The 18748-nt window shown below is 71.2% G+C and carries 22 protein-coding genes; 10 read left to right on the top strand and 12 right to left on the bottom strand.

All coding sequences use genetic code 11. The annotated features are described in order from the left end of the window. Positions 1-582 (top strand): maleylpyruvate isomerase family mycothiol-dependent enzyme, encoded by a 582-nt coding sequence (locus tag HNR02_RS22870; RefSeq protein ID WP_179775177.1) that lies wholly within the window; start codon positions 1-3, stop codon positions 580-582. A gap of 46 nt (positions 583-628) precedes the next feature. Here the strand turns inward: HNR02_RS22870 and HNR02_RS22865 are convergent, their stop codons facing one another. Next, complete coding sequence (locus HNR02_RS22865; protein ID WP_179775176.1) at positions 629-1528, bottom strand: LysR family transcriptional regulator ArgP; 900 nt, start codon at positions 1526-1528, stop codon at positions 629-631. Positions 1529-1573: 45 nt separating this feature from the next. Between HNR02_RS22865 and HNR02_RS22860 the strand changes: the two genes are divergently transcribed. Then, positions 1574-2215, top strand: coding sequence for a LysE/ArgO family amino acid transporter (locus HNR02_RS22860; RefSeq protein ID WP_179775175.1), 642 nt, complete (start codon positions 1574-1576; stop codon positions 2213-2215). A gap of 3 nt (positions 2216-2218) precedes the next feature. Here HNR02_RS22860 and HNR02_RS22855 read toward each other — a convergent pair whose 3' ends face one another. Next, positions 2219-2680 (bottom strand): DUF6314 family protein, encoded by a 462-nt coding sequence (locus HNR02_RS22855; protein WP_312861095.1) that lies wholly within the window; start codon positions 2678-2680, stop codon positions 2219-2221. Further along, complete coding sequence (locus HNR02_RS22850; protein WP_179775174.1) at positions 2677-2907, bottom strand: type II toxin-antitoxin system VapC family toxin; 231 nt, start codon at positions 2905-2907, stop codon at positions 2677-2679. The genes HNR02_RS22855 and HNR02_RS22850 overlap by 4 nt, the downstream gene beginning before the upstream one ends. A 123-nt stretch (positions 2908-3030) precedes the next feature. Between HNR02_RS22850 and HNR02_RS22845 the strand changes: the two genes are divergently transcribed. From HNR02_RS22845 to HNR02_RS22820, 6 genes are all read left to right on the top strand, one after another. Beyond that, on the top strand, positions 3031-3723 hold the full coding sequence (locus tag HNR02_RS22845; protein ID WP_312861094.1) for a CAP domain-containing protein: 693 nt from the start codon (positions 3031-3033) through the stop codon (positions 3721-3723). 61 nt (positions 3724-3784) lie between these two features. After that, positions 3785-4297: a DUF305 domain-containing protein gene (locus HNR02_RS22840; protein WP_179775173.1), complete on the top strand. Its 513-nt coding sequence runs from the start codon at positions 3785-3787 to the stop codon at positions 4295-4297. A 229-nt stretch (positions 4298-4526) separates the two neighbouring features. Beyond that, positions 4527-6794: a sensor histidine kinase gene (locus HNR02_RS22835; RefSeq protein WP_179775172.1), complete on the top strand. Its 2268-nt coding sequence runs from the start codon at positions 4527-4529 to the stop codon at positions 6792-6794. Further along, a complete protein-coding gene (locus HNR02_RS22830; RefSeq protein ID WP_179775171.1) occupies positions 6778-7212 on the top strand; it encodes a roadblock/LC7 domain-containing protein in 435 nt (144 codons plus the stop codon). The genes HNR02_RS22835 and HNR02_RS22830 overlap by 17 nt, the downstream gene beginning before the upstream one ends. An 11-nt stretch (positions 7213-7223) precedes the next feature. After that, positions 7224-7574 (top strand): DUF742 domain-containing protein, encoded by a 351-nt coding sequence (locus HNR02_RS22825; protein WP_246338618.1) that lies wholly within the window; start codon positions 7224-7226, stop codon positions 7572-7574. Continuing rightward, positions 7555-8139, top strand: coding sequence for a GTP-binding protein (locus tag HNR02_RS22820; protein ID WP_179775169.1), 585 nt, complete (start codon positions 7555-7557; stop codon positions 8137-8139). Before HNR02_RS22825 ends, HNR02_RS22820 begins: the two co-directional genes overlap by 20 nt. Here HNR02_RS22820 and HNR02_RS22815 read toward each other — a convergent pair. The 9 genes from HNR02_RS22815 to HNR02_RS22775 all read right to left on the bottom strand — a co-directional run bounded on the left by HNR02_RS22815 (position 8136) and on the right by HNR02_RS22775 (position 16093). After that, entirely contained in the window at positions 8136-8762 is a 627-nt protein-coding gene (locus HNR02_RS22815; RefSeq protein ID WP_179775168.1) for a TIGR03085 family metal-binding protein, read from the bottom strand. The genes HNR02_RS22820 and HNR02_RS22815 overlap by 4 nt on opposite strands. Continuing rightward, on the bottom strand, positions 8729-9121 hold the full coding sequence (locus HNR02_RS22810) for a hypothetical protein (protein ID WP_179775167.1): 393 nt from the start codon (positions 9119-9121) through the stop codon (positions 8729-8731). Before HNR02_RS22810 ends, HNR02_RS22815 begins: the two co-directional genes overlap by 34 nt. A gap of 130 nt (positions 9122-9251) precedes the next feature. After that, positions 9252-9848: a ClpP family protease gene (locus HNR02_RS22805; protein WP_179775166.1), complete on the bottom strand. Its 597-nt coding sequence runs from the start codon at positions 9846-9848 to the stop codon at positions 9252-9254. Between the two features lie 76 nt (positions 9849-9924). Continuing rightward, on the bottom strand, positions 9925-11505 hold the full coding sequence (locus HNR02_RS22800; RefSeq protein ID WP_179775165.1) for an FAD-dependent monooxygenase: 1581 nt from the start codon (positions 11503-11505) through the stop codon (positions 9925-9927). A 419-nt stretch (positions 11506-11924) separates the two neighbouring features. After that, positions 11925-12077 (bottom strand): hypothetical protein, encoded by a 153-nt coding sequence (locus tag HNR02_RS22795; protein ID WP_179775164.1) that lies wholly within the window; start codon positions 12075-12077, stop codon positions 11925-11927. Between the two features lie 652 nt (positions 12078-12729). Continuing rightward, a complete protein-coding gene (locus HNR02_RS22790; RefSeq protein WP_246338617.1) occupies positions 12730-13089 on the bottom strand; it encodes an alpha/beta fold hydrolase in 360 nt (119 codons plus the stop codon). 261 nt (positions 13090-13350) lie between these two features. Next, the gene (locus HNR02_RS22785; RefSeq protein WP_179775163.1) at positions 13351-14376 is read right to left on the bottom strand and encodes an NAD(P)-dependent alcohol dehydrogenase; all 1026 of its coding nucleotides are present in this window, start codon (positions 14374-14376) and stop codon (positions 13351-13353) included. Continuing rightward, entirely contained in the window at positions 14373-15080 is a 708-nt protein-coding gene (locus HNR02_RS22780) for an iron-sulfur cluster assembly protein (RefSeq protein WP_179775162.1), read from the bottom strand. Before HNR02_RS22780 ends, HNR02_RS22785 begins: the two co-directional genes overlap by 4 nt. Continuing rightward, entirely contained in the window at positions 15080-16093 is a 1014-nt protein-coding gene (locus HNR02_RS22775) for an amidohydrolase family protein (RefSeq protein ID WP_179775161.1), read from the bottom strand. The genes HNR02_RS22780 and HNR02_RS22775 overlap by 1 nt, the downstream gene beginning before the upstream one ends. A 197-nt stretch (positions 16094-16290) precedes the next feature. Here HNR02_RS22775 and HNR02_RS22770 point away from each other — a divergent pair, with 197 nt between their 5' ends. Further along, the gene (locus HNR02_RS22770; RefSeq protein WP_179775160.1) at positions 16291-17697 is read left to right on the top strand and encodes an AAA-type ATPase lid domain-containing protein; all 1407 of its coding nucleotides are present in this window, start codon (positions 16291-16293) and stop codon (positions 17695-17697) included. Between the two features lie 56 nt (positions 17698-17753). Beyond that, positions 17754-18740 (top strand): PHP domain-containing protein, encoded by a 987-nt coding sequence (locus HNR02_RS22765; protein ID WP_179775159.1) that lies wholly within the window; start codon positions 17754-17756, stop codon positions 18738-18740. The last annotated feature ends 8 nt before the right edge of the window (positions 18741-18748 follow it).

Here is an 18748-nt window from a genome sequence, read left to right as displayed (position 1 = left end):
GTGACGCCCGCCCAGCAGCACGCGCACGACGCGGCCCGGTTCACCGGCCTGGTCGAGTCCGCCGCACCCGGCGACTGGGCGCGGCCCAGCCCGGTCCCGGCGTGGACGGCCCTCGATGTCGTGAAGCACCTCGTCGGATGGCCCCGCGGCTTCCTGACCGGCGCCGGCATCGAGTTGCCCGCCCTGGACGTCGACGCCGACCCGGCCGCCGCCTGGAAGCAGCACGTCGCCGACATCCAGGCCATCCTGGACGACCCCGCCGGGCGCGTGCTCAGCAACCCGCACACCGGCGACAAACCGGTGGACGAGGCGATCGATCAGTTCTACACCGCCGATGTCTGGATGCACTCCTGGGACCTGGCCACGGCACTCGGCCGCGACATCGACCTCGGCCGGGAACGGTGCGCCGTCACCCTCGCGGGCATGCGGCCGATCGAAACGCTCCTGCGCGACAGCGGGCAGTACGGCCCGGCGGTTCCGGTGCCCGGCGACGCCTCTCCGCAGGAGCAGCTGATCGCGTTCATCGGCCGCGACCCCGCCTGGCGTCCCCCTGACGCCGGTTCCGCCATGCCGCATTCGTAGCGTCCGGCGCCACCGGCGTGGCATTGGTGGCGTTCAAATCGTCCATTCAGGACGGCAAAGGGTGCAGCGCCTCCGCGGCCGCGGAGGTGATCGTGTCCGCGACGAGCGAGAGGGCCCGCACGTCCAGTTTCCACTGCTGCCAGTACAACGGCACGTCCCAGTGCCGTCCCGGGTCGAGTTCGACGAGGGCGCCGGACTCCAGGAGCGGCCGCGCCTGCGGTTCCGGCACCAGCCCCCAGCCGAGGCCGGCCGCCACGGCGTCGCGGAAACCTTCCGACGTCGGGACAGAGTGGCGGTGGCGGGCGGCGTCCGCGCGGGCCAGTGATCGCACGAAGCGGTCCTGCAGTTCGTCGTGCTGGTCGAAGACGATCACCGGCGCGCCGGGCAGCCACCGCCGGAGCGGCCCGGTCCGGTGGCGGTCGACGAAGTCCGGGCTCGCCGCGGGCAGGTAGCGCGCGAGCCCCAGCGGGCGCACGAGGCAGCCGGTGACCGCGGCAGGCGACGAGGTCACCGCGGCCATCACCCGCCCTTCGCGCAGCAGTTCAGCGGTCTGCGTCTCGTCCTCGCGGTACAGCTCGAAGCACACCTCGGACATCCGCGGCACCCGCGTCAGGGCGGGCAGGAACCAGGTGGCCAGCGAATCGGCGTTGACCGCGATGGACAGCCGCGCCGGACCGGACTCGCCGGTGATCCCCAGTTCGCGCTGCGCGTCCTGGTCCAGAGCGGCCAGCTGGCGCGCGAACCGCACGACGACCTGGCCGGAGGCGGTCGGGCGAACCGGTTTGGTGCGCATCAGCAGCACGCGGCCGATCCGCTGTTCGAGGGTCTTGATCCGCTGGCTGACCGCCGAAGGTGTCACGTGCAGGGCCGCGGCCGCGGCGTCGAAGGTGCCCTCGTCGACGACCGCGAGCAGCGTGCGCACCTGGTCGACGGGCAACTCGGTCATCACGAGCGCTAATGATACGTAAAAATCTTTAGCTGTTCTGGACAAATGCCGCTGCTTACCGTGGAGGTCGTGAACGTCCTTTCGGCCGGTCTGGCCGGGTTCGGCACCGGGTTGTCGCTCATCGTCGCCATCGGCGCGCAGAACGCGTTCGTCCTGCGCCAGGGCGCGCGAAGGCACGCCGTCGCCGCCGTCATCGTCATCTGCGCCGCCTCGGACGCGGTGCTCATCGCACTCGGCGTGGCCGGGCTGGGCGCGGCGGTCACCGCCTGGCCCGCCGCCCTCACCGTGGTGGGCCTGGCCGGTGGCGGTTTCCTGATCTGCTACGGCGTTCTCGCCGGGCGGCGCGCGCTCCGGCCGGTGGGCCACGGGCTGACAACGGCGGGTTCCACGGCCGCTTCGCCCGGCACGGCCGTGCTCACCTGCCTGGCGATGACCTGGCTGAACCCGCACGTGTACCTGGACACCGTCCTGCTGGTCGGTTCGGTCGCGGCCGAGCGCGGCGGTCTGCGGTGGGTCTTCGGGCTCGGCGCGATGGCCGCGAGCCTCGCCTGGTTCACGAGTCTCGGCTACGGCGCGCGCCTGCTCAGTGGGGTGCTGTCCCGTCCGGGGGCATGGCGCGTGCTGGACGCCCTGGTCGCGGCGACCATGCTGGCGATGGGAACGATGCTGCTCGCCCGCGCGCTGTGACCGTCACCGGGCGCGCTGGTAGGTCGTCTCGATCGAATAGTCCTTGCGGGGCCCGCAGACCCGCATCCGGACGGCGAAGTGGTCGTCGTCCGGGAACTCGTAGTGCCCGGTATAGGTGTCCTGGCCGCACAGGTGCACGTCCGAGGCGACCTTGCCGTCCATGCGCAGCACGTGGAAGGTCCGGGGCGGTCCGGGTTCGGCGAAGCAGATGCGGATCAGGCCCGGCTCCAGGCGGTAATGGTACTCGCGGAAGACTTCCAGGGGCGGCCCGTCGTGCCGGGTGAGGTGCCCGTCCTCCCGGTAGTGCAGCAAATCCGGCCCGGCGGCGCGGAACCGGGCGACGCCGGTCATGCCGCCCACGCCGGGCAGCGTCCGGCTGATCGTCCACTGTCCCGGCAGGATCGCGAACAACCGCGCCTCCGGCGGGATCCCGCCGGGGCTGGATGCGCCACGCGGGACGATCACCAGAGCACCTGAACTTTCGACAGGGACCGGAACGCTTCGTCGGCGGTTGCCAACGGCAGTGATTCCCTCCTGCACTGCGCGGCGGTCATCCGGTCGAACGGATTCCGGTCCTCCCACTCCAGGGAGCCCGCGAGCAGACCGTGCTCGTCCGTCACCGGAAGCCTGTCCACCGCCAACCATGTGACAGCCGCGTCTTGGCTTCCTGCGCTTTCACCCGTCCGCTCCACCGTCCCGACCCTACGCCGGGCCGGAGCGGAGGCCGGGCACGGCGGTGTGGGGCCGGACGGAGCAACGGAGTTGCGTCACTCGGAGGGCTTTTCCGTTACCGTTCCGTGATAATTTCTTCGCTCGTGTCCCCCCGAATTCTCCGGCGCAGACCCGTGTTCGTGGCCCTCGCGGTGCTGGCCGGCGTCGCGCTCGCGGCGGGCGCTGTGCTCGCCTTCGATGGCCTTCCCGGCGGTGACGAGCAGCCGGTGCACGCCGCCGCCGTGCGGAGTCCCGCTCCGCCTCCGGTCCCGAGCAGCACGCCACCCACGACGACGACCACCCCGCCGCCACCACCGCCGCCGCCGCCCACCACGACGACTCCGCCGCCTCCGCCGAGCACCACCACTCCCCCTCCCCCGCGGCCGGGCACGACCTCGAAACGTGCCACGACCACCACGAAAGCCGGCACCTCCGCGGCAGGCCAGGTTCTCGCGCTGGTCAACCAGGAACGCGCCGCCGCCGGATGCGCCGCGCTCACCGCCGACTCCCGGCTCGCCACGGCCGCCCGGAAACACAGCGACGACATGTCCGCGCGCGGGTACTTCTCCCACACCACACCGGAAGGCACGAGTTTCGCCGACCGGATCACAGCCGCCGGCTACCCGAGCCCGGGCGCGGAGAACATCGCGAAGGGCTCCACGACGGCCGAGCAGACCATGCGGATGTGGATGAACTCCGACGGGCACCGGCGCAACATCCTCAACTGCTCCTACCACAAGCTCGGTGTGGGCGTCGCGACTTCGGGCTGGTACTGGACGCAGGATTTCGGTTTCTAGAACGGTGAACCGCCTACGGAGGTGAGCCGTATCCCCCGTCGACCCCGACGACGGAGGACTGATGCGTTCATTGATCGTGCTGCTCGGACTCGTGCTCGTCGCCTGCGGGACCGCTCCGGCGAGCACCGGCGGCAACGCGGCCGACATCCGCTTCGCGCAGGAAATGGTTCCCCACCACGAACAGTCGGTGCGGCTGGCCCGGCTCGCCGAACAGCGGGCCGAGTCGGAGTTCGTACGCACCACCGCGCACGAGATCGCCGAGGAGGAGACCGCCGAAATCGCGCGGATGAACGGCTGGCTGCGGGCCTGGCACGCCGAAACGAGCGGGCATGCCGGTCACCCCATGCCCGGCATGCTCCCCGACACCACGATCACCGCGCTGGAGGACACCTACGGCGCCGAGTTCGACCGCGGCTGGCTCACCACCATGGCCCAGCACCTGGGCGCGGGCGTGGAAATGGCCCGCGCCGTGCTTTCCCGCGGCGAGCACGCGGAAACCCGTGCGCTCGCCGGAGAGATCGTGCGGGAACAGCAGGCCCAGATCGCCGAGATCAACGACCAGTTGTCCCGCTGACACGGACGCGGCGCCCCCGCGAGGGAAGACCGCGCATTTCTTTTCCGAAATAGTCTCCGCAATTCCGGTAGCGCAAAGTAGCAGGGGGGCAACTGGGTCGGAAGTCTGGACTCGGACGGCATCCGTGGGATAGACCTGTACACCGTTCGACCCCCTGAGACTCCTCCGATCGCACGACGGCGGCACCTTTCCGGGGCCGTTGTCGAAAGGCCAAGAAGTGCCCGGATCATTGTCGAGAAAATCATCGAAACGCATTTCCCTGCGGGTGCGCGTGCTGACGATCGCGCTCATTCCGAGCGTGGTGCTGCTGGCCGCGGGCATCGGCATCAACACGTTCCTGATCCTGCGTGCGGTGCAGCAACGCGAGGACGCGGAGCTGCTCAGCCGCGGGTACAGCATGGCCGTGCCGTTCATGCCGCTGATGACCGAGGAGCGCCGCGCCAGCCTGGCCGTCGCCGCGGCGCCGACCGTCGAGAACCGGGCCGCCCTGGACCGCGCCCGCGCCGGGTTCACGCAGCTGATGACGCGGTTCGGGGCCATCTCGACCGAGGTCGCCGGCGCGGTGCCGCCGCGGGCGCGTGCCGCCATCGGGCGGTTCGTCGCGTCCATGGGCCAGGTGCCGGTGATCCGGCAGCGCCTCGACGAGGGCCAGTCCTCCCGCGAGGAGGTCTCCGCGACCTACAACTCGATCGCCGACGCGATGATCGTCGCCGCCGACGCCATCGGCCAGGACTCGACCTACCGGGACGTCGCGCTGCAGCGCTCCACCGCCTCGGCGCTGATGGCGGTGTCCGACTGGCTCGAACGCAGCCACGCCCTCGCGTCGGCGGCCTACCAGGACAATGGTCTGACCGCCGCCGAACTCGATGAGTTCAACCTGCTCACCCGCGCCTACCACGTCGATTTGCTCGCCCTGCGGGACCGGCTGCCGCAGGCCCAGCGCGACAAGGTCACGGCGCTGCTCGCCTCACCGGAGTGGGCGCTGCTCGGACGCGTCGAGGATTCGGTGATCCGGCAGGGCTTCGACCCGCGCTCGGCCTCGGCGACCACCGCGCCCTCCCTGCCGGTGACCGCGCGGGAGTGGACCGGCGCCGCCCAGCGCTCCTCGGCCGCGATCAGCGCGCTCGGGCTCGGTGACCTCGGCGCGCTGGCCGCGGGCACGGAACGGGTTTCGGCCGATGACGCGCTGCTCCGGTCGATCGTGATCGCGGCCGCGAGCCTGCTGCTCGCGCTCGTCGTGCTGCTGCTGGCCGTGCGGATGGGCAACGATCTGGTCCGTCGCCTGCGCCGCCTGCACCGTGACACCGTCGAGGCCGACCGCCGTCTGCCGCGCGTGCTGGACCGGATCCGGCTCGGTGAGCAGGTCGACGTGACACGCGAGGTCCCGGCGCTGGACTACGGCGGCGACGAGGTCGGCGAGGTCGCCACCGCGTTCGGCACAGCCCAGCGCAGCGCGGTCGCGGCCGCCGTTGCCGAGGCGCGCCTGCGGGAGGGCACCAACCAGGTGTTCCTCAACATCGCACGGCGCAGCCAGGCCGTCGTGCACCGGCAGCTGCAGGTGCTCGACCGGGCCGAGCGCGGCGCCGACGACCCGGACCAGGTGGAGCTGCTCTACCAGCTGGACCACCTGAGCACGCGTGAGCGCCGCAACGCCGAGAACCTGATCATCCTCGGCGGCGGGCAGCTGACCCGCCAGTGGCGGGACCCGGTGCCGCTGCTGGACATCGTGCGCAGCGCGGTCGCCGAAACCGAGCAGTACAACCGGATCACCTTCGGCACCGTGCCCGAGCTGCCGGTGCTCGGCCGGGCGGTCGCCGACCTCGTGCACCTGCTCGCCGAACTGGCCGACAACGCGATCTCGTTCTCGCCGCCGGAATCGCGCATCGAGGTGCGCGGCAACCCGGTCGGCAAGGGCGCGGTCGTGGAGATCGACGATCAGGGGCTGGGCATGCCGGAGGAGGAGTGCGCCCGCCTCAACGCGATGTTCCGCGATCCGCCCGACTTCGGCGTGATGGCGCTGACGTCGGACACACGCATCGGATTCTTCGTGGTGGCCCGCCTCGCGCGGCGGCACTCGATCCGGGTGTCGCTGGTGGAGTCCTCCTACGGCGGGATCCGCGCGGTCGTGCTGATCCCCAACTCGGCGCTCGCCGCGGGTGACGGCAACCCGCCCGCCGAGTGGTTCGACCATCTGCCGGTGGCCGTACCGGAAAGCCGCAGCGCGGAACCGGAACCGCCGCCGCGGCGGAACTGGCCCGCGGCCGAACCACCCGCCGACGGTGAACGGCCGCCGCTGCCGAAACGGCGCCGCCGAGCGAGTCTCGCCCCGCAGCTGCTCACCGAACCGGAACCGGACACTGGCGCGGGCGACACCGAGACCACGGCCGTGCGCGCGCGGAACCTGATGACGGCCTACCAGGACGGCACCCGGCGCGGGCGTGCCGACGACGACCCGTGGCCCGCGAGAGGAGAAACGAGAAGTGGACCATCCCAGTAGGACCCAGGACCTCAACTGGCTGCTCGACGACTTCGTCGGCCGGGTGGCCCCCGTCGACCGGGCGGTGCTGCTGTCCGCCGACGGGCTGCTGATGGGCCGATCCCGTGATCTGTCCGATGAGGACGGTGAGCACCTGTCCGCCGTGGCCTCGGCGTTCCAGAGCCTGTCCCGCGGCACCGCGCGCCACTTCGACGGGGGCGGCGTGCGGCAGACGCTGATCGAGATGGACAACGTGTTCCTGTTCGTGATGGCGGCGGGGCGGGGCGCCTGCCTGGCCACGCTCGCGGAGCGCGAGGCCGATCTGGGCCTGGTCGCCTACGAGATGAACCGCCTGGTCAAACGCGTCGGCACCACCCTGTCGGCGCCGCCGCGTCCCGTCGCCGAGGCCGTGAACGGCGGGGCCCATGACTCGCGATGAGCAGGTCCGCGATGAGTCCCGACGACGCGGCCGGCCCCCTTGTCCGGCCGTACTTCCTCACCGGCGGCCGCAGCAGGCCGGCCCGTGGCGATCTGGAACTGATCACGCTCGTGGTCGCGGTCACCGACCGCGTGCGCGAGGCCGTGAGCCCCGAACACGCGCGGATCGTACGGCTGTGCACGCGGCCGTGCTCGGTGGCGGAGGTGTCCGCGCTGATGAACCTGCCGCTGATGGTGGTGAAGGTGATGTTGTCCGACCTGATCGACCGTGGCTACCTCATCCACCGGCCACCGCCTCCGGCGACGGCGGCCCCGAACCGGGAACTCCTCCAGGCGGTCCTTGATGGCATCCGAAGACTGTGACCCCCGGCTGGGTTCGGCGGTGAAGATCCTCGTCGCGGGCGGGTTCGGCGTCGGCAAGACGACGCTCGTGGGGGCGGTCAGCGAAATCCGCCCGCTGCGCACCGAAGAGGTCCTGTCCGACCTCTCGTCCGGTGTGGACGATCTGGATGGACTGGCGGACAAGACCACCACCACGGTGGCGATCGACTTCGGGCGGATCACCCTGAACGCGGACCTCGTGCTGTACCTGTTCGGCACGCCGGGGCAGCAGCGGTTCTGGTTCATGTGGGACGAGCTCGCGCGGGGCGCGCTGGGCGCGGTGGTGCTGGCCGATACGCGGCGGCTGGACAGCAGTTTCCCCGCCGTGGACTTCTTCGAGCACCGCGGCCTGCCGTTCGTGGTCGGCGTCAACTGCTTCGACAACGCCCCGCTCTACAGCGCACGCGAGGTCCGCGAGGCACTCGACCTGGACGACCGGATCCCCGTGATCCACTGCGACGCCCGCCGTCGCGAACCGGCGAAGAACGTGCTGTCGACGCTGCTGGAACACCTGCTGGAACGGGCGCCGGCCGCGGGTCAGCGCTAGATCCCGCGCCCCGCGGCCTGCAGGCGGTCGACGGCACCCGGATCGCCGTCGAAGGAGACCTGCACCGCGTCGCGGCCGAAGACGAACAGCAGCAGCTCGACCGGATCGCCGGTGACCGTGACCTCCTCGGCGCCGCTCTTGGCGACCGTCTCCCGTCCGTCGGTGGTGCGCAGCCGGACGCCGACCGGCACCTTGCGCAGGCTCAGTTTGCCCGTGCGGCGGGCGGCGTTCCAGGCGGCGGCGTCGCGGACCGGGTCGGCCGGACGTGGTTCCCAGCCGGGCCGGCCGCGGCGGACGTCCTCGTGGTGCACCAGGAACTCGGCGCTGTTGGTGAGTTCGTCCAGTGCGCCGATCGACGTCGGCCAGTACCACGCGGGCCCCCTGCGGACGCGGTCGACGAGCCGGGCCCACGGCTGCGCGGCAATCCCGTCCTGCACGCGCTGGGTGTAGGCGGCCAGCGGCGGGAGGAGAATGCCGAGCGCGGCGTCCGGGCGGCTCTCGCGCACGACCAGGTGCGCGGCCAGGTCCCGGGTCAGCCACCCCTCGCACAGGGTGGGCGCGTCGGGCCCGGTCCGGTCCAGCAGCAGGCTCAACTGACGACGTTCCTCGGCGGCGACACCCATGCCGTCACCTTACCCGCCGGTAGCGCGCGCCGCCGGTGATCGACGACCGCTGCCACCAGCGCCACGGTCGGGACCGTCCCCGTCAGGGCGGCGAGCGCGATCCACGCCGGACCGGTGAACACGAGCGCGCCCGCCCTGCCGAGCACGAACCCGGAATGCAGTCCCCAGCCCACGACCGCGGTCCCGAGCGCCGCGGCGACCGTCGTCAACGCGGCCAGCACGGCGGCCACCGCGAGCAGCGCGGCGAGGGAAACCCCCGGATGGGTGGTGGCACCGGCGAAGACCGCGACCATCACCGCGACCGTGGCGGCCGCACAGCCGAGTGGGAAACCGGCGGCGCCGGGCAGAACGTTGCGCATAACCCCGAGTGCACCGCGGATTCGGCCGCGACGGAGGCACTCTTGCCGTTTTCCGAACGCGACGTTGACGTCCGCGCCAAGAATCCGTCAAGACGCGGGACAACGCGGCCGCGACGAGCCACAATGGAGCCTACGCGCTCACCGCCTCCTCCCCCGCTCCCACGATGTGGTCCACGAATCCGTACGCCAGCGCCTCTTCCGCGTCGAACCAGCGGTCGCGGTCCGCGTCCGCCGTGATGCGCTCCACCGGCTGGCCCGTCTGCCGCGCGGTGATTTCCGCGAGGCGGCGCTTCATCCTGCCGAAGACCTCAGCCTGGATCGCGATGTCGGTCGCCTCCCCGCCGATGCCCGCCGACGGCTGGTGCATCACGATGCGCGTGTTCGGCAGCAGATAGCGCTTTCCCGGCGTCCCCGACGACAGCAGGAACTGCCCCATCGACGCCACGAAGCCCAGCCCCCATGTCGACACGTCCGGCTGCACCAGCCGCATCGTGTCGTAGATCGCCATGCCCGCGGTGACCGAACCGCCCGGCGAGTTGATGTAGAAGGTGATGTCCTTGCGCGGGTCGTCGGCCGCCAGCAACAGCAGCTGGGCGGTGATCCGGTTGGCGACGGCGTCGGTCACCTCGGAGCCGAGGAACACGATCCGGTCACGCAGCAGCTGTTCGTACACCGAGTCGTCCAGCGACGCCGAAGCACTGGCCGACGGGAGGATTCGCAGAGTCATGCTCCCGAACGTAAGCGGCACAACGGCCGGGCGGCAGCGATGTTCGCCCTGAGCGTGGCGGGTTCGCCGAGGGCGATCAACCTGCGGCGGTCAACGCTTGGCCGCCCATCACGTGTTCGAGGTAGCCGGACACCGAATCGTCGTCCCAGCTGCCTCCGGTGAGCGCGATGTAGCCGTCGGGACGGACCAGCACGAGACCGTCGCCGTCGACCTGGTAGAGGCCGTGCGCCTCCCCCGCCGGGTCGACGAGCACGTTCTCCCCGTCGCCGTCCTGGCCTCCCGCGGGGAGAATGCGATGCACGTGGACTTCGCCGCTGATCCGCGGCACGGGCCGGGAACCGAAGACGAGCAGCGTGAAATGCGTGCCGCGGAACAGATCGAACAACCGCACCCGCTCGCCGGTCGACGCGTCGGCGCAGCAGGCGTCCGGGGCCCGGTCGCCGGCGCGGATGCCGATCGCGTCGTCCAGCTCGCGGGCCAGGCCGGCGCCCCGGTAGGTGATGCTCAGCTGGCTGACGTCGCTGAACGGATCCCGGCCCTGGAACGCGCCGACGATGCGCTCCGACACCCGCGCGGAGTCGCTGCCGCTCCAGAACCTGCCCCGGGCCGTGGTCGAGGCCAGCACGTGCTCGGCGATCGGCAGGCGCTCCTCCGCATAGGTGTCCAGCAGCGGATCGGGCGCCCCGCGCAGGACGTTCGCCAGTTTCCAGCCGAGGTTGTAGGCATCCTGGATTCCGGTGTTCATGCCCTGTCCGCCCGCCGGCGTGTGCACGTGGGCGCTGTCCCCCGCCAGGAGGACACGGCCGTCGCGGTACCGGTCGACCATGCGAATGTTGACCTGATACACCGAGAGGTAGATCGCGTCACGGAAATGCACTCCGGGCAGCCCGACCCGCTCCGCGAAGATGTCCGCGAACGTGTCCACCGAGACCTGCTCCGGACCGCCCTCCGGTGGCAGCGGCGCCGTGAAGAACCACGTGCCACTGCTCGGCATCGGGACCAGGGTCAGCATCCCGCCGGGGCCGTTCGCCCACATGTGCGCGACCGACGCATCCAGCCCGTCGACCTGGAGGTTGCCGAACAGCATCCGCTGCCGCTCCCGGGTTTCGCCGAGGAAGCTGATCCCCGCCTCCTTGCGGACGGTACTGCCGCCGCCGTCGCATCCGACGAGGTAGCGCGCCCGGATGTCCCGGCGTTGCCCGTCGATCCGGACGGATGCCCTGACGTGCTCACGATCTTGTCCGAGCCGGACCAGTTCGGTGCCGAGTTCCACCCGGACGCCCAGCGATTCCAGCTTCTCGCGCAGGACGGCCTCGGTGAACTGCTGCCCCACCATCAGGCTGCCCGGATAGGGCGCGCCGGGCACCGGCGGTGCGTCGTACATGACCGCCTCGCGCACCACGTTCCCCTGCGCGTCGTGGAAACGCGTGGGAAGCGGCGGCTCGGCGTGCCCGGCCAGTCGGCCGAGCACGCCGAGGTCCTCGAACACCTCCTGGGTGCGGGCCCGGACACCGCGAGCCCGCGTCCCAGCCGGATACGCGGTGGCACGGTCGATGATCCGCACCCGGACGTCGCGGCGGGCGAGGTCGCACGCCAGGGTGAGCCCCACCGGCCCGGCACCGACGACCAGCACATCCGTCATTGCTGCAACCCCCATGGACACACCTTCCCGTTCGTGGCGGCGCTAAAGTGACCGCCTGCCCATTTTTAATGGGCGCTCGCCCACTTGTCAACCGCGCGCCACGCCCGCGGCTGGTGTGCCAGCGACGAACCGGCCCGGCCCCCCGGTAGCGGCGGCCAGCTGGGCAGCTGGGGTTACGTGGGTGAGTGGCACCCCGGAAGAGCAAACACACCAACCGGAGCGGCCAACACGCCGCTCGCCGCGGCGTGTTTGCCGCTCCCGGCACCGTGTTGGCCGCTCCCGGCGGCGTGTTGGCCGCTCCCGGCGGCGTGTTTGCCGCTCCCGTCCGCTCCCTGGGCGCGGCTCCGGGCTCGCAGCTGGCGCTCCCGCGAGGGCGAGGCGTGTTTTCGTGACGCGGAAAGGGTTCTCGGCGCGATGGGCGGCCAGGAGGACGGTCAGAGCTTGCCGCTGGTCCTGGCGAGCACCCCGGCGAGCAGGTCGTAGCCGACGTCCTGGCCCTCGGCGAAGTCGGCGGCCTTGCGGTCGCCGTTGCCCAGGGATCTCAGGACGCCCTTGACGGGTTCGATGTCCCCGGCCTCAAACACCATGAACGACACCTTGTTCCGCGCCACGTGGATCACGGCGGCATTCTTGCCGTTCTTGAGGAGGGGCACTCGAAATCCGGTGACCCGGTCCCCCGTGCCGCCGGAACCAGGACCGTCAGCCGCGCTGGTCGCTCCGCCCACAGTGGGCGGCTTTGAGCAGGAGGTCGTGCAGGACGACCCGCTCGGCACCGGTCAGCGTGCCAAGCGATTCGGACAGGACCGCGTCCAGAATGCTTGACCCGGCTTCGTAGGCGCGCTCACCCTCGTCGGTCAGCTCGTGCCGGACGGGCCCGGCCGGGCCCGTCCGCCCGCCGGAGCAACCCCCGGTCGATCATCCGCCTGGCGAGTGTCCCCATCGACTGATCGGTCTGGAAGGTCAGTTCCGCCAAGGCGTGCAGCGTGGCGTCCGGCCGCTGGGTGCAGGTGCCGGAGAACGTCCCACTGCACCAGGGAAAGCCCGCCGAGCGCGGACAGCCGCCGGTTGGCCTCGCGGTGGTGCCGCCACTGCAGCCGCTTCACCGCGAGCCCGACCTGCTGCAACGACGGCGGTTGCGACGCTGCAACTGATATCGCCGGACGTCACGTCCCAGACGTGCTCGACACCCACGGCTCCGCATGATCGCCGACATCCGGGAGCACCGGGCGCGGCAGGCGGTCAGTGCTCGCCGAGCAGCGCGGCGAGCGTTTCCTCGGGCGCCTCGGCCTGCGGCAGGTGACCGGCGCGGGGCAGCAGGGTGAACGTCGAGGCCGGGATGGCCGCGGCGTAGGCCCTGCCGTAGCCCGGGCCGACGATGCGGTCGCTTTCACCCCACAGCACCCGCACCGGAAGATCCACGGTCGCGAGGCGTCCGGCCAGCGTCGGGTCGGTCATGATGGGACCGGTGTACCCGATCAGGGCCAGGACGTCCGGGCTCGGGCCGGGTTCACCGGCGGCGGGCGGAACGGGCGCCTTGCTCGGATCGTGGAACGAGTACGCCGCGATTTCGGCCCGCGACAGGCCGCTCACGTCGGTCATTGGGGGCGCCACCGAAGCCGGGATGGGTGGGCAGCATCACCTGGTCGTGTCGTCGTCGGTGACCTCGACCGTCCCGGCGGAGTCGATCCGGAGGGTGCGGACGCGGGTGCCCGCGGCAGTGGGTGTGTTCATGTCTTCTCCCCACTCGAACGTCATATCAACAACCTGATACCGGCAAACCCGTTCGAAGCAGGAGCACGACGAACGTGCCCCGTCCGGCCCGCCCGCACGGGGCGGGGCCACGGACGGGAGCACGAGCGGTCAGGGGGTGAGGATCGCCCGCCCCCGGATGCGGCCCGCACCGAGGTCGTCCAGCGCGTCCTGGAACCGCTCCAGCGGGTACTTCGCGGTGTGCAGCCGGACCTTGTCCTGCGCCGCCAGCACCATCAGCTCGCACAGGTCGGTGTAGGACCCGACGAGATTGCCGATGAAGTTGATCTCGGCGGAAATGATGTCGATCGTGGGCACGTCGATGTTCTCGCCGTACCCGACCACGTGGTAGTCCCCGGCCCGGCGCAGCATCGCGACCCCGTCCCGCGTCGCGCCGCCCTCGCCGACGAAGTCCAGCACCACCTCGGCCCCGGCGCCGCCGGTCAGCTCCAGCACCTCCTCGACGTACCCGCCCTCGGCGACCACCCCGTGGTCCGCACCGATCGACACGGCCAGCTTCACCGCGTCCGGATTGCGGTCCACCACGACCAGTTCCGCCGCGGTCAGCGCCTTGAGCACCTGGATGCCGATGTGCCCGAGGCCGCCCGCGCCGATCACCAAGCACCGGTCCCCCGGCCGCAACCGCCGCGCCGCCTTCGCCGCCGCGTGGTAGGCCGTGAGCCCGGCGTCGGCCAGCGCCGCGACGTCCGCGGGTTCCAGCGAATCGTCGATCTTCACGACGCTGCGGGCCGACGTCTTCAGATACTCCGCGTACCCGCCGTGGGTGTCGATGCCGGGGAACGCGCTCGTGGCGCAGTGCACGTCGTCACCCGAGCGGCACGCCGCGCACAGCCCGCAGGTGATCAGCGGGTGCACGATCACCTTGTCGCCTTCCGCCACGTTGGTGACCGCGCTGCCGACGGCGTGCACCCATCCGGCGTTCTCGTGACCGATCGTGTAGGGCAGGGTGACGCCGGACTTCTCCGCCCACTGCCCTTCGAGGATGTGGATGTCGGTGCGGCACACCCCGGCGCCGCCGATCTTCACGACCACGTCCCACGGCCCGGTCACCCGCGGCTCCGGCACCTCCGTCATGCGCAGGTTCTCGTGGTACCCCACGACCTGGACTGCCTTCACGACACTTTCTCCTTCACGGGTGACTGGTCCGCCCCGGACTCCGGATAACGCGTCCGGAGCAGGCCGCGGCAGAAATGGGCGTTGCCCTCGATCGAAATGCGCACCGACCGCGCCATCCGCAGCCGCAGCGGCACTTCTTCGCGCGGGTACTGGTTTCCCTCGTCGTCGACGAGCACGGGCGAGGACGGTTCCGTGCTCAGGCCGAGTGCTTCGCGTCGCCGCAGTAGCGCCGCGGTCGACGAGCCGGGCGGCAGATCCCCGAGGACGACGTCGTGCAGCTTCTCCTCGGGCAGCCCCGCCCGCAGCATCGCGGTGAGGACCCGCTCCATCGCCGCGGTGTGCGCCTTGCGGCGGAAGATCGCGCGCAGCTCGTCCAGGCTTTCCTCGGCCTCGTCGCCGAAGGTGCCGCGGTAGCCGGCGTCGGCGGCCAAGCCGCGGTTGATGAGGTCCGAATCGTGGTGGTCGTCGAGGAACACCGCCACCTCGTCCGCGCCGGGCAGCGCGGACAGCGCGTCCCGGGCGTCGGAAGCCATGAGGTAGGCGAAGTTCGGGGAGCAGAACGACGTCGGCAGGCGCAGGTGCACGGTCAACCCGGCGCCGGAGATCTCCAGCGACCGCACGAACCCGAGGTCGGTGATCGGCTCGTCCAGCTCCGGGTCGATCACGGTGTCCAGCGCGCGGCGGGCCTGTTCTTCGGTGACCATCACGCCACCGCCACGGCCTGCGGCTCCTCGCGCGGGAGCTGCAGTTCGGCGGGGACCGGGATGTCGTACATCGCGGCGGCGTTGAGCCCGAGGATCTTCTTCTTCTGCGCGGTCGTCAGCGGCGCGTACTCGGTCATGTCCTCCGGGATCTGGAAGTCGACGAAGGTCTCGATCAGCCAGCGCGGCGTCCAGAGCGCGTAGTCGCTGGAGAACTGGATGCGGTCCTCGTCCAGCCAGTACAACAGCTCACCGATGATCTGCGCGAAGTACCGCGGCCGCGTGTGCATGAACGGGATCGCGACGGCGAGTCCGGCGTGGACGTTGGGCTCCTGGGTGGCGATCCAGCAGAAGTCCTCCAGCCGGGGCAGACCACAGTGCTCGACGACGAAGTTCAGTTCGGTGAAGTCGGTGGCGACCTTGTCGACGTCGGCGACGTCGAAGGCGTCCCGGTCCAGCGGCCGGATCGTCGGTCCCTTGTGGACGTGGATGTTGCGGATGCCGAGTTCCTGCGCGGTTTCCAGGTACTTGCGGGACCAGTAGTCGTCCAGTTTGTACCCGCGCGAGTCGCCGTGCCACTCCGCGGTGTAGAGCTTGCACCCCTTGAGGCCGAAGCGTTCGGCGTCGCGGCGGAGCTGGTCGAGCCCGGCCTGTTCGTAGCGCGGGTCCCAGCAGTGGTTGTAGGTGAGCTTGTCCGGGTTGGCCCGCGTGAGCGCGAAGGCTTCCTCGGTCTGGCCGAAACCGTTGTGGTAGAAGGCGCCCAGGTGCGCGGGCTGGAAGATCGCGTGGTCGACGTAGCCGTCCTCGAACAGGTCCTTCATCAGGCGCTGCCCGCCCTGGTAGAGGTAGTCCTCGTAGGGCCAGACTTCGGATTCGGGACTGAGGTTGCGGTGGTAGTCGTAGAAGCAGTCGATGAACTGCTTGCCGTGGATGTTGCGCTGGTTCTCCGGGCGCGCGTCCCACAGCGCGATGTGCGCGTCGACGATGAAGTAGTTCTCGCCGTCCTTGGTGTACATCAGTCCGGGTCCTTCCGTTGACGTGACGTCCGTGGCACGTTCACCGGTGACCGTAGGTAGCCGTGGGCCGCGGCGGGGCCCGGTGGCGTCTCAATGTGAGACGGGGTGGCGTCTCATTTTGAGACGGCGAACCACCCGGTCCGCCGCGATCGGCGGGTAGCCTCGCCAGAACGCGACGATGCGGACGGGAGGCGGCCATGCACGACGACCACGCGGTCCTGCCGCCCCGGCTGGCCGCGTCCTGGCAGCGCAGCGAACAGTACGGCGTCTCGCCCGAAGCGGTGCGTCCCGCGTTCTCCGGCACCGTCGACCGCGAATCGCTGTTCTACGAGTGCGGCCAGCAGGTGCTGCGGGACCTGCACGCGACACTGGCCAGCGAACCCGTCAGCCTGATGCTGACCGACTGTGACGGACTGGTGCTGAGCAGGCTCTGCGACGACACCTCCATCATCCGTTCGCTCGACCGGGTCCACCTCGCCCCCGGCTTCTCCTACGCGGAGCGTGACGCCGGGACCAACGGACTCGGCCTCGCGCTCGCCGACCGCGCCCCGACGCTGGTGTCCGCGGAGGAGCACTACTGCTCCGGCCTGTGGGGCTACACCTGCGCCGCGGCCCCGGTGGTCGAGATCGGCACGAACCGCCTGGTCGGCAGCGTCAACCTGACCACGTGGTCGCGCTCGTCGAAGGAACTGCTGCTCGCGCTGGCCCAGTCCGCGGCAGGCAACACCGCGGCGCTCATGCTGGCCCGCTCGCACGGGCACGTCGCGCCGCAGCAGCCGCGCGGCGAGGTGTTCCGCGTCTTCTCCGACCGGTTGCCCGGCATCTCCCTGTCCCAGGGCTGGGACGATGCGTTCGCCGAGGCGCGGGAGGCGATGGACCGCGGCCGGGTGGTGTGCGTGACCGGCGAACCCGGCGCGGGCAAGGCCGCGCTCGCCTCGATGGCCCGGCGGGCGCTGCGCCCGCGGGAGCGCATCCTCAACGCCCGGCCGCCCGCACCGCAGGACGCCGCGTCGTGGCTCGCGCTGTGGACTCCGGAGGTCGGCAAGGACGACACCACCGTAGTCGTCTCGGGCACCGACGCGTTGCCCGCGTACGCGGGCGAGCAGCTCGCGCAGGTGTTCACCTCGGCGCGCGGCGCGTATGTCATGACCGCCGCGGACCACTCCGGTGTCCCGGAAGCGCTGCGCGCGCTCATCGACACCGTCGTCGAGGTCCCGGCGCTGCGATACCGGCCGGACGATGTCCTTCCGCTGGCCGCGCACTTCGCGCGGGAGAGCCGGGGACGGCCGGTCACCTTCACCCCGGCCGCCTCGCGCGCGCTGACCGCGTACCCGTGGCCCGGCAACGTCCGGCAGCTGCGGCAGATCGTGCGCGAAGCCGTGGCGAAGGCCGACGTCGTCGACACCCGCCACCTGCCGCCCGAAGTGTTCACCAGCCCCGGCCGCAGGCTGACGCGCATCGAGTCCGTCGAGCGGGACGAGATCGTGCGCTGCCTGACGAAACCGGGCACGACGGCCGCGCAGGCCGCGTCGATGCTGGGGATGAGCCGCGCCACGGTCTACCGCAAGATCGCGCAGTACGGGATCAAGGTGCCGCGCCGCTGACGCCTCTCCGGTCCGAAACCGTGCGAAGCCCGCCGCGGCGCGGTAGGTGTGGTGTCGTGGATCCGGTACAGGCGCTGCGGCAGATCGCGTTCGAGCTGGAGCGCGCCGGCGCACCGACCTACCGGGTGCGGGCGTTCCGGCGGGCCGCGGCGGTGGTGGAGGAGCTGACGGCGGGCGAGCTGGCCGCGCGGGTCCGGCAGGGCACCCTGAAAGCCCTGCCGGGCATCGGGCCCGCGACGGCGCAGGTCGTCGAGCAGGCGTGCGCCGGTGAGCAGCCGGGTTACCTGGCGAAACTGCTCGAGGAGGCGCCCGCGCCGGATCTGTCGGGGCTGCGGGGTGAGCTGAAGGGTGACTGTCACACGCACTCCGACTGGTCCGACGGCGGCAGCCCGCCCGCGGAGATGGCCGAGGCGGCGCGGGCGCTGGGGCACGAGTGGATCGCGCTCACCGACCATTCGCCGCGGCTCACGGTCGCGAACGGGCTGTCCGCGGAGCGGCTGACGCGGCAGCTCGACGTGATCGCGGAGCTGAACGAGAAGCTCGCCCCGTTCCGGATCCTGACCGGCATCGAGGTGGACATCCGCGAGGACGGCTCACTCGACCAGCGCGACGACCTGCTGGACCGGCTCGACGTCGTGGTCGCCAGCGTGCACTCGAAGCTGCGGATGCCCTCCGAGCCGATGACCGCGCGCATGCTGGCGGCGGTGCGCAACCCACTGGTGGACATCCTCGGCCACTGCACCGGCCGCATCGTCGTGGGCCGCGGACGCCCGCAGTCGCAATTCGACGCCGAAGCGGTGTTCACCGCGTGCCGGGAGAACGGGACCGCGGTGGAGATCAACTGCCGCCCCGAACGGATGGACCCGCCCGACGACCTGCTCACGCTCGCCGCCGAACTGGGCTGCGTGTTCTCCATCGACACCGACGCGCATGCCCCAGGGCAGCTGGACTGGCTCCGCAACGGAACCGTGCGGGCGGAGGCCGCCGGAATCGGACCGGAGCGGGTGCTCAACACGCTCGGCGCCGCCCAGCTCGGCGGCTGAGCCGGGCG

Source organism: Amycolatopsis endophytica (assembly GCF_013410405.1).
Lineage (GTDB): Bacteria > Actinomycetota > Actinomycetes > Mycobacteriales > Pseudonocardiaceae > Amycolatopsis_E > Amycolatopsis_E endophytica.
The sequence above is the reverse complement of the archived record's forward strand: the minus strand, read 5'-3'. Positions and strand labels throughout refer to the sequence as shown.

Bases quoted from the DNA above. Each gene is read 5' to 3' on its own strand.
- HNR02_RS22865 (WP_179775176.1), bottom strand. From the start codon at position 1,528: ATGACCGAGTTGCCCGTCGACCAGGTGCGCACGCTGCTCGCGGTCGTC.
- HNR02_RS22860 (WP_179775175.1), top strand. From the start codon at position 1,574: ATGCCGCTGCTTACCGTGGAGGTCGTGAACGTCCTTTCGGCCGGTCTG.
- HNR02_RS22840 (WP_179775173.1), top strand. From the start codon at position 3,785: ATGCGTTCATTGATCGTGCTGCTCGGACTCGTGCTCGTCGCCTGCGGG.
- HNR02_RS22825 (WP_246338618.1), top strand. From the start codon at position 7,224: ATGAGTCCCGACGACGCGGCCGGCCCCCTTGTCCGGCCGTACTTCCTC.
- HNR02_RS22820 (WP_179775169.1), top strand. From the start codon at position 7,555: ATGGCATCCGAAGACTGTGACCCCCGGCTGGGTTCGGCGGTGAAGATC.
- HNR02_RS22815 (WP_179775168.1), bottom strand. From the start codon at position 8,762: ATGGGTGTCGCCGCCGAGGAACGTCGTCAGTTGAGCCTGCTGCTGGAC.
- HNR02_RS22810 (WP_179775167.1), bottom strand. From the start codon at position 9,121: ATGCGCAACGTTCTGCCCGGCGCCGCCGGTTTCCCACTCGGCTGTGCG.
- HNR02_RS22805 (WP_179775166.1), bottom strand. From the start codon at position 9,848: ATGACTCTGCGAATCCTCCCGTCGGCCAGTGCTTCGGCGTCGCTGGAC.
- HNR02_RS22800 (WP_179775165.1), bottom strand. From the start codon at position 11,505: ATGGGGGTTGCAGCAATGACGGATGTGCTGGTCGTCGGTGCCGGGCCG.
- HNR02_RS22795 (WP_179775164.1), bottom strand. From the start codon at position 12,077: ATGGTGTTTGAGGCCGGGGACATCGAACCCGTCAAGGGCGTCCTGAGA.
- HNR02_RS22790 (WP_246338617.1), bottom strand. From the start codon at position 13,089: ATGACCGACGTGAGCGGCCTGTCGCGGGCCGAAATCGCGGCGTACTCG.
- HNR02_RS22780 (WP_179775162.1), bottom strand. From the start codon at position 15,080: ATGGTCACCGAAGAACAGGCCCGCCGCGCGCTGGACACCGTGATCGAC.
- HNR02_RS22775 (WP_179775161.1), bottom strand. From the start codon at position 16,093: ATGTACACCAAGGACGGCGAGAACTACTTCATCGTCGACGCGCACATC.
- HNR02_RS22770 (WP_179775160.1), top strand. From the start codon at position 16,291: ATGCACGACGACCACGCGGTCCTGCCGCCCCGGCTGGCCGCGTCCTGG.